General features: G+C 38.6%; 1 protein-coding gene. It reads right to left on the bottom strand.

The features are described 5' to 3' along the window. Window positions 1-38 precede the first annotated feature (38 nt). A complete protein-coding gene (locus RT405_RS08645; protein ID WP_313469117.1) occupies window positions 39-1,499 on the bottom strand; it encodes an ABC transporter permease subunit in 1,461 nt (486 codons plus the stop codon). Between the last annotated feature and the right edge of the window lie 131 nt (window positions 1,500-1,630).

The raw sequence follows: 1,630 nt of genomic DNA, 5'->3' as shown, positions 1-1,630 counted from the left end.
CGTATACAACAAAAGCATGGAAGTTTATTTGATTTTAGTTATAGTGGTAGATCTTTTCTGCAGAAAATCACATTGGAGATTGCGAATAAGACGGCAGCGATACCTCCCAAAATCAGTAACGGAATCCCAAAATCGCCATTGCTTAAGATCTCGTCAGTTTTAAATAAAGTAGTCAATGAAAAATATTTCAAATTTTCCAAACTATCGCTTTGTTCAATGACCATACTGATCAAGAAGAAAGCAAACGGCAAGCCAGCACCTAGAATCATCGCTTGATTGCTGCGGTTAAATACAGTGCTTGCAAAGAAAGAAATACTTCCCATCGCTAAGATCAAGAGACATGCTCCAACATTCAGCCAAATGAATGTTTCGATGTCAAAGCTCATGGCATTATCTGATTTCAAAGCAGCATTGACCATCGAACTGTTGATCAAGTCTTTTAATTGATCCTCCGAGACATTAGCTGCTTCGGCACCAGCCTTTAAAGCAGCGTCACCTTTTAGCAAGCTCATATTGTCTTGAATATTTGTTTCTGTAGTGTCAATTGCTTCGGCACCAGCTTTAGCTGCAATGGATAAAATCATTGAAGCATCTGCTGGAAGTTGACTACTTTCATCACTTTTTGTATCATGTGCTTCTTTACCGTCTGTCATCTCTGCTGCTTTCTTACCAATAAAAGCACGATAATCATTAAGGCTTTGACCAGTGACTTTCGCTCCAGCTGAAAGGGCATCATTATTATTTAGAATCATACTAGGATCCATTGCCAATTCCTCTTCAGTAATTTCAATATCATCTTTGTCCATATCGTCGTCATCTTTATACTTTTCTTTCCGGTCTTTTGTCAATTCAGCCGCCGCAGCTTTGTAACTGTCACGCAAAATCGCTTGATCTAGGTATTGGCTATAAGCTTCTGTATCCATACTGCGGGCTTCGGCACCTGACCGCATCGCATATTCATCATCTTTGATCATATATAAATGATCACGTACATAACTAGAATTGCGATCCATCGCATCAGCAGCCGCTTCAACATCTTCGGTAATGGGGCTGCCAGTAATATTATGATGCACTAATTCAGAAACACCCATTCCAACACCCGCCAAAACAATAAACATCAAAATAATTGAACCAACCATATAAGCCATTTTAGTAAAAATCACAGTACTGCGCTTAATTGGTGTTGATAACGTATAAGCCATTGATCCGCTATCGACTTCGTTAACAACCAAATTATTGGCTGAAAAGATAATGTAAACAAGCCCCAGTAGAATCGCCACCATCTTGTAAAAAGTTTCTAGTGTGCCTAAAATGGTGCCAAAACCAGAAAAAATCGCTCCAAACTGAGTACCTTCTGCAGCTACTGAAAGAGCACTGAAATCTTCTGGGTCAAAACGGATAATGAAATTACTGAGCAGTGCGCTGGCTACCAAAGTAATTACTAGCCACAAGATGCCATTTGTACGCACGCTTTGTTTGAAAATTGGTTTACTAAACATAAATTTTTCCTCCTAGTTTATTTCAAGATAATCATTTTCATAACGCATATCAATTCACTAACTTAAAAACTTACTTAGCAGGAGCGATATCCTTAAAGGTCTCATTAAAGTAATCCTCAAAGGTTTGTTTG

Origin of the sequence: Carnobacterium sp., assembly GCF_032094055.1 — a bacterium.
GTDB lineage: Bacteria > Bacillota > Bacilli > Lactobacillales > Carnobacteriaceae > Carnobacterium_A.
This window is presented reverse-complemented; position numbering and strand designations above follow the sequence as displayed.

Excerpts from the sequence above, each read along its gene's own strand:
- RT405_RS08645 (WP_313469117.1), bottom strand. The coding sequence starts at position 1,499 with ATGTTTAGTAAACCAATTTTCAAACAAAGCGTGCGTACAAATGGCATC.